This is a genomic window from Pseudomonas sp. (assembly GCF_049300855.1).
Lineage (GTDB): Bacteria > Pseudomonadota > Gammaproteobacteria > Pseudomonadales > Pseudomonadaceae > Aquipseudomonas.
On sequence record NZ_JBAQKH010000026.1, the window covers coordinates 717613 to 724573 of the forward strand.

The 6961-nt window shown below is 58.1% G+C and carries 7 protein-coding genes; 3 read left to right on the forward strand and 4 right to left on the reverse strand.

Annotated elements, in window-relative coordinates:
- The first annotated feature begins 149 nt into the window (after positions 1-149).
- Entirely contained in the window at positions 150-1316 is a 1167-nt protein-coding gene (locus tag WA225_RS12880) for an aminotransferase class V-fold PLP-dependent enzyme (protein WP_422608197.1), read from the forward strand.
- Between the two features lie 56 nt (positions 1317-1372).
- Positions 1373-3181, forward strand: coding sequence for an aminopeptidase P family protein (locus WA225_RS12885; RefSeq protein WP_422608198.1), 1809 nt, complete (start codon positions 1373-1375; stop codon positions 3179-3181).
- Between the two features lie 49 nt (positions 3182-3230).
- Here the strand turns inward: WA225_RS12885 and WA225_RS12890 are convergent, their stop codons facing one another.
- A complete protein-coding gene (locus WA225_RS12890) occupies positions 3231-3827 on the reverse strand; it encodes a 2-hydroxychromene-2-carboxylate isomerase (RefSeq protein ID WP_422608199.1) in 597 nt (198 codons plus the stop codon).
- Between the two features lie 33 nt (positions 3828-3860).
- Positions 3861-4589 (reverse strand): SDR family oxidoreductase, encoded by a 729-nt coding sequence (locus WA225_RS12895; RefSeq protein ID WP_422608200.1) that lies wholly within the window; start codon positions 4587-4589, stop codon positions 3861-3863.
- Between the two features lie 91 nt (positions 4590-4680).
- On the opposite strand from WA225_RS12895, the gene WA225_RS12900 reads away from it, so the two are divergent.
- Entirely contained in the window at positions 4681-5244 is a 564-nt protein-coding gene (locus WA225_RS12900) for a TetR/AcrR family transcriptional regulator (protein WP_422608201.1), read from the forward strand.
- A 1-nt stretch (position 5245) separates the two neighbouring features.
- On the opposite strand, the gene WA225_RS12905 is transcribed toward WA225_RS12900, so the two are convergent.
- Both WA225_RS12905 and rhtA read right to left on the reverse strand, forming a co-directional pair.
- Entirely contained in the window at positions 5246-5527 is a 282-nt protein-coding gene (locus tag WA225_RS12905; RefSeq protein ID WP_422608202.1) for a hypothetical protein, read from the reverse strand.
- A 168-nt stretch (positions 5528-5695) separates the two neighbouring features.
- Positions 5696-6583 carry a threonine/homoserine exporter RhtA gene (rhtA, locus tag WA225_RS12910; RefSeq protein WP_422608203.1) on the reverse strand — a complete coding sequence of 296 codons (888 nt, stop codon included), beginning with the start codon at positions 6581-6583 and terminating at the stop codon, positions 5696-5698.
- Positions 6584-6961: the final 378 nt, after the last annotated feature.

A 6961-nucleotide genomic window follows, 5' to 3' on the forward strand; every position in this document is an offset into this window, starting at 1 on the left:
CTACGCACTTTGAATGAAGTTGTTCTTCTTTAACGGCATCCGATCAGGTATTGATGACGCTCTCGAACCGACGCGCAGCTCACAAGGCTGCGCTGTGCCGTTTGCAGACACGAGCCTCCTGATCCCGGAACACGCTCTGCGAGTCCTTTATGAACACACGTCCGTTGTATTTCGATTACGCCGCCACCACCCCGGTGGACGAGCGGGTCATCCAGGTGATGATCGAGTGTCTGGGGTTTCACGGTAACTTCGGCAACCCGGCCTCCAGCTCCCACGCGTTTGGCCAACAGGCCCGGCACACGGTCGAGCAGGCCCGGCAACAAGTCGCCGAACTGGTCGGCGCGCAGGCTCAGCAGATTGTCTGGACTTCCGGTGCCACCGAGTCCAACAACCTGGCCCTTAAAGGTGTGGCGCAGGCGCGCGGTGTGTCCGGCGGCCATATCATCACCAGCCAGATTGAACACAAGGCCGTTCTCGATACCGCCCGCCAATTGCAGGACGCCGGCATTGCCGTGACGTATCTGGTGCCGGACGCCGAAGGCCTGATCACGCCGCAAGCGGTCAGTGAAGCCATGCGTGAGGACACCTTTCTGGTGTCGCTGATGCTGGTCAACAACGAGTTGGGCACGGTCAACGACATACAGGCGATTGGCGAAGTCGTGCGCAGCCGCGAAGCGCTGTTTCATGTCGATGCGGCACAAGGCGCCGGCAAAGTGGCTATCGATCTGGCGCAGTGGCCCGTCGACCTGATGTCCTTTTCGGCGCACAAACTCTATGGCCCCAAAGGTATCGGCGCGCTGTACGTCGGCCCGCGGGCGCAACAGCGTTTGCAGGCGCAGATTCACGGTGGCGGTCACGAAGGTGGCTTGCGCTCCGGGACCTTGGCGACCCATCAGATTGCCGGCATGGGCGCGGCGTTTGCCTTGGCAGCCGTGGCATTTGACGATGAGAAACAAACCATCGTTGCCTTGCGCGAGCGCCTCCTTGAGCAACTGTTGAGCTTGCCGGGTGTGCGCCTCAACGGCAGCGTCAACCAGCGCATCCCGCACACCTTGAGCCTGACGTTCAGCGAGGGCGAATTCAACAGCGCGGCACTGAGCCATTCGATCGCATTTTCCGCCACCTCAGCCTGTAACTCCGCGAGCAATGCGCCGTCCCACGTGCTGTTGGCGTTGGGGCATGACGCGCATCTGGCCGGGCGCACCATTCGCCTGAGCCTCGGCCGTTTCACCACCGCCGAGGATATCGACAAGGCTTGCGAACTGATCAAAACCGCCTGCGCCAGTGCTCCGGCATTCTGGGCGACAGGGCTTTAAACAAGCCGATCCAACGGCTACGAACAATAACGATGAAGTGATTAGCAGGAGACATGATGAGTACCCAGACCTCGACCGAAGGATCGGTGCCCCAGCGCCTGGCGCACACCCGTGAACTGATGCGCCGTGAAGGCATTCACGCGCTGTTGGTGCCGTCCGCTGACCCGCATTTGTCGGAATATTTGCCGGGTTACTGGCAGGGCCGCCAGTGGCTGTCGGGTTTCCATGGCTCGGTTGGCACTTTGATTGTCACCGCTGATTTCGCCGGGGTCTGGGCCGACAGTCGGTACTGGGAACAGGCAAGCAAGGAGCTCAATGGCAGCGGCATCGAACTGGTCAAATTGCAGCCGGGCCAACCGAGTCCGCTGGACTGGCTGGCCGAGCACACGCCACAAGGTGGCGTGGTCGCGGTGGACGGTGCGGTGATGGCGGTGGCGTCGGCACGTACCTTGAGCAGCAAGCTCGAAGCGCGCGGCGCGCGTTTGCGTACCGACATCGATCTGTTGAATGAAGTCTGGAATGATCGCCCAAGCCTGCCGAACGCCGCGATCTATCAACATCTGCCGCCGCAAGCGACTGTCACTCGTGGCGAAAAACTCGCCAAATTGCGCGCAACCCTGCAGGAGCGTGGCGCCGATTGGCATTTCATCGCGACCCTCGACGACATCGCCTGGTTGTTCAATCTGCGTGGCGGTGATGTGTCGTTCAACCCGGTGTTTGTTTCGTTTGCGTTGATCAACCAACAACACGCCACTTTGTTCGTCGCATTGAGCAAGGTCGATACTGACCTGCGCGCTGTGCTGGAGCAGGATGGCGTTTCGCTGCGCGATTACAGCGAAGTCGCCGATGCCCTGCGAGCGGTGCCGAGTGGTGCGTCTGTGCTGGTCGATCCGGCGCGCGTTACCAGTGGTTTGCTGGATAACCTCGACAGCGGCGTGACGCTGGTTGAAGGCCTCAATCCAACGACCCTGGCCAAATCGCAGAAAAGTGAAGCCGACGCGCAACACATCCGCAAAGCCATGGAGCAGGACGGCGCAGCACTGTGCGAATTCTTCGCCTGGCTTGAATCGGCCTGGGGCCGCGAGCGCATTACCGAGCTGACCATCGACGAAAAACTCACCGCTGCCCGTGAGCGTCGTCCGGATTACGTTTCGCTGAGTTTCAACACCATTGCCGCGTTTAACGCCAATGGCGCGATGCCGCACTACCACGCCACCGAAGAAGAACACGCGGTGATCGAGGGTGACGGTCTGTTGCTGATTGACTCGGGTGGTCAATACCTGGGCGGCACCACCGACATCACCCGCATGGTGCCGGTCGGTACGCCAACTGAAGAGCAGAAGCGCGATTGCACACGTGTGTTGAAAGGCGTGATTGCCTTGTCGCGGGCGCAGTTCCCGAAAGGCATTCTGTCGCCGCTGCTTGATGCAATCGCGCGAGCGCCGATCTGGGCGGAGAGCGTTGATTACGGTCACGGCACCGGTCACGGCGTCGGGTATTTCCTCAATGTTCACGAGGGGCCGCAGGTTATTGCCTATCAGGCGGCGCCGGCACCTCAGACCGCGATGCAGGCGGGGATGATCACGTCGATCGAACCGGGTACTTATCGTCCGGGCCGTTGGGGCGTGCGCATCGAAAACCTGGCGATGAACCGCGAGGCGGGGAGCAGCGAGTTCGGCGAATTCCTCAAGTTTGAAACCTTGACGCTGTGCCCGATCGACACGCGTTGCCTGCTGCCTGAACTGCTGACGCAGGAAGAGAAACAGTGGTTCAACGTGTACCACGCACAAGTGCGTGAGCGTTTGAGTCCGTTGCTCGACGGTGCAGCGCTGCAATGGTTGAACGCCCGTACCGCGGCGATTTGACCGACGCGAACTCAGGCGCTTATTTTGGCGCCTGAGTTCTTCGCTTGATTCAGGCCTGGCGCAACGCTTGCTCGACAAAGTCGAGACGATCCTGGCCAAAAAACATCTGCCTGCCGATAAACATGCTCGGCGCACCGAAAACCCCGCGTTTAACCGCCGTCTCGGTGTTCTCCTTCAACGTCGCCTTCACCGCTTCGTCGTTGGTCAGCGCCAAAACCTCTACTGGATCGAAGCCGTGCTCGCTCAACAATGCTGCGACGGTTGCCGGTTCATCAAGCGGCCGGCCATCCACCCAAAGACCTTTAAACAAACAATCGATAAACGCCGGAAAACGCTCAGGCTGGCGCAATTGTATGCCGGTCACCGCGCGCATCAGCATCAGAGTGTTGATCGGAAAGTGCGGATTGAATTTCAACGGCACGCCATAACGTTTGGCGTAGCGATCCAAGTCCTCAAACATGTAGCGGCCCTTGGCCGGGATCATCGCCGGCGATGCGTTGCCGGTGGCTTTGAATACGCCGCCCAACAGCATCGGAATGTAGATCAGTTCACTGGCGGTTTCGGCGCACAGCTTGGGCAACTGGGTGTAGGCCAGATAGGTGGCAGGGCTGCCGAGGTCGAAATAAAACTCCACGGTTTTACTCATTATCGCGTCTCTCTATTTATTGTTATGGAGGGCTTACCAGCGTTCGTTCCAGGGGCGCAGATCCAGCTCGAACGTCCAAGCGTCCCGTGGCTGACTGTGCAAGTACCAATAGTTTTCGGCAATGTGCTCGGGGTTGAGAATGCCGTCCTGGTCTTTTGTGGCGTATTTTTCCGGGAAACTGTTACGAATGAAGTCGGTATCGATTGCACCATCAACCACCACATGGGCCACGTGGATATTCATCGGCCCCAATTCACGCGCCATGCTTTGCGCCAGTGCGCGGATGCCGTGCTTGGCGCCGGCAAAGGCAGCGAATCCGGAAGCACCGCGAAGGCCGGCGGTGGCGCCGGTAAACAGGATCGTGCCGCGTTGACGGGTCACCATGCGTTTGGCCACTTCACGGGCATTGAGAAAACCTGAGAAACAGGCCATCTCCCAGATCTTGAAATACTTGCGAGCGGTTTCTTCGAGAATGCTGCAGGGCACATTGGCGCCGATGTTGAAGACAAACGCCTCGATAGGGCCCAGGCGAGTCTCGATGTCTTCGATCAGCGCGATGACGTCTTCTTCTTTGCGGGCATCGCAGGCAAAACCGTGGGCTTCACCGCCCTCGGCAATGATCGTTTCCACCAGTGGCTGCAATTTGTCGGCGCTGCGCCGGGTAACGCAGGCCACGAAGCCTTCTTTGGCAAAACGCTTGGCAATGGCCCCGCCCGTTGCATCGCCAGCCCCGACCACCAATACGACCTTCTTGTTATTCATGGGTGAATCCCTTTGGTAAACGATCGTTAAGTGAACGAACGTTATGCTAGGATTCGAGCAACGTCAAGGCGAGCAAATCGAGGTCAAACACATGCGTTACTCAGCCAGTCACAAGCTGGAAACCCGGGAAAAGCTATTGCAGAGCAGCGCGCTGTCGGCAAAGCGTTCCGGGTTTTGCGCGGTGGGAGTCGATGGTTTGATGAAAGCGATCGGCTTGAGTGGTGCGGCGTTCTACAGCCACTTCTCTTCGAAGGATGCGCTGTTTACGGCGATCGTCGAACGCGAGTTATGCCAAAGTCTGGAGCGACTGGGCGGGCAGGGCGTGGAGGATCGAGAGCGACTGCAGCGCTGTCTCAAGCATTACTTGAGCATGTCTCATGTCGAGCAGCCTGAGGCCGGTTGTGCTTTGCCGGCGTTGGGTGCGGAAATCGCCCGTTCCGAGGTAGAGGTACGTGAGCAGGCCGAGCTGTGGATTTGTCGACTGCAGCAAAGCTGGGCGCAGATTCTGCAGAGCGACAGTCTGGCGTGGTCGATCTTGTCGCAATGCGTCGGGGCATTGGTGGTGGCGCGTATGCTGGCCACGCCGGACATTCAGCGCAAAGTGCTGAAGTCCAGCCATGATGAGATCGATCGGCAGCTCAACGGCCAGCGCTGATCTATTTGCAGATGACGATCATGCTGCGGCTGGTGTAGCCGGCAGGATTGAGACCGAACGGATAGTCACCTGGCTCCTCTACGCTGTCCCCCGACTTGGCGATGACTTTGTAGCCTTTCGGTGCGCAGGCGTTGGCTGCGCTGGTATAGCACTTGTCCCAGGAGGACGACAGCCCCGAGCAGTTGATGTGCAGCCCTTTTTTGCCGTGCTTTACATGGGTCTTCGAAGTCGCCGCACAGCCCGCAATTGCGAGTACGGCAATCAGTATCAAAATTCGTTTCATTACCGTCCTTATAACAGCCGCGAGTCTGGCGCTCGGTTCTGCCTGTATTCGCTTGCGCTCTAAGCGTTGTGAAATCCCTGTCCGAAAAAATCCATATCTGGCATTAAGTTACAGGCCTAAACATGGCCTAAATGAGCGCCAATTGCCAGACCTTCGTCAAATCCTGTTTCAATCTGCCGCAATTGCAGGCTTGGCGCTGCTACCCATGGTCATGGTGGCGCCGACGGAAGCCAGAATAATGCACAGAATGGCCATCCATTGTGACAGCGAGAGGTATTCCTGCAGGAACAGCAGGCCTGACAAAGCTCCAAACGCAGGCTCGATGCTCATCAAAGTGCCGAATGTGCGTGCGGGCATCCGGGTGAGGGCCACCATCTCCAGGGTGTAGGGCAGGGCGGTGGACAGAATTGCGACGCCAATGGCGACAGGAATCAGCGACGGCGTCAGTAGTGCTGTGCCGGCGTGCACGATGCCGATCGGCGCAACGAACAGCGCGGCGATCATTACACCCAATGCTGCGGTCGTGACACCGTTATCAGCGCCGGCCTTCTGACCGAACAGGATATATAGCGCCCAGCAGACACCGGCGCCCAGCGCGTAGCCTGCACCGAGCAAATCAATTGCATTGGTGGTCGCGCCTGTGGGTATCAGCAACATTAGCCCGATGGCGGCGAGGCCAATCCATAGGAAATCAATGGCTCGACGCGATGCATAGATAGCGACCGCCAGAGGGCCGGTGAACTCAAGCGCCACGGCAATTCCCAGTGGCACCGTACGCAGTGACATATAGAAGAGGAAATTCATGCCGCCCAGGGCCATGCCGTAGACAATCACTGTGCGCAAAGACTTGGCAGTCAGCTTTGCCCGCCATGGGCGCAGCAGTAGCAACATGATCACGCTGGCGAAGATCAACCGCAGCGTGGTTGTCCCCTGAGCGCCGACCACGGGGAACATGCTTTTGGCCAGGGATGCGCCGGACTGGATCGAAGCCATGGCTATTAATAGCAGACCAACCGGGAACAGCATTGAGGCGAGAGAGCGAGGTTGGTCATTCATTGCGCGGCATCGTCCAGTGTAAAAGTAGGTATTGTTCTGAGTGTTGGGCAATATACTGCGCATTCCCCGCGGTGGCGTCTATATATAGGCAGCTTTTTACTTCTTTCGATAGAAAACTGAAATTAACGGTTGACGGCAGATCTCAGGTGTCTATAATTCGCCCCACTTCCGGCGCAGTCGAAACGGAAAACTCCTTGAGATTCAATGAGTTATGTAGGTTTCGGCGGTGGGTTGCTTCAGTTTATCGAAGCCGAAAGGAAGTTGAAAAAGAGGTGTTGACAGCAGCGTGTAACGCTGTAGAATTCGCCTCCCGCTGACGAGAGATCTGAAGCGCAAGTGGTTGAAGTTGTTGAGGAATTCTTCGAAAACTTCTGAAAA

What these genes read in the sequence shown, in the direction of transcription:
- WA225_RS12880 (WP_422608197.1), top strand. Translation starts at nt 150, where the DNA reads ATGAACACACGTCCGTTGTATTTCGATTACGCCGCCACCACCCCGGTG.
- WA225_RS12900 (WP_422608201.1), top strand. Translation starts at nt 4,681, where the DNA reads ATGCGTTACTCAGCCAGTCACAAGCTGGAAACCCGGGAAAAGCTATTG.
- WA225_RS12905 (WP_422608202.1), bottom strand. Translation starts at nt 5,527, where the DNA reads ATGAAACGAATTTTGATACTGATTGCCGTACTCGCAATTGCGGGCTGT.
- rhtA (WP_422608203.1), bottom strand. Translation starts at nt 6,583, where the DNA reads ATGAATGACCAACCTCGCTCTCTCGCCTCAATGCTGTTCCCGGTTGGT.
- WA225_RS12895 (WP_422608200.1), bottom strand. Translation starts at nt 4,589, where the DNA reads ATGAATAACAAGAAGGTCGTATTGGTGGTCGGGGCTGGCGATGCAACG.
- WA225_RS12885 (WP_422608198.1), top strand. Translation starts at nt 1,373, where the DNA reads ATGAGTACCCAGACCTCGACCGAAGGATCGGTGCCCCAGCGCCTGGCG.
- WA225_RS12890 (WP_422608199.1), bottom strand. Translation starts at nt 3,827, where the DNA reads ATGAGTAAAACCGTGGAGTTTTATTTCGACCTCGGCAGCCCTGCCACC.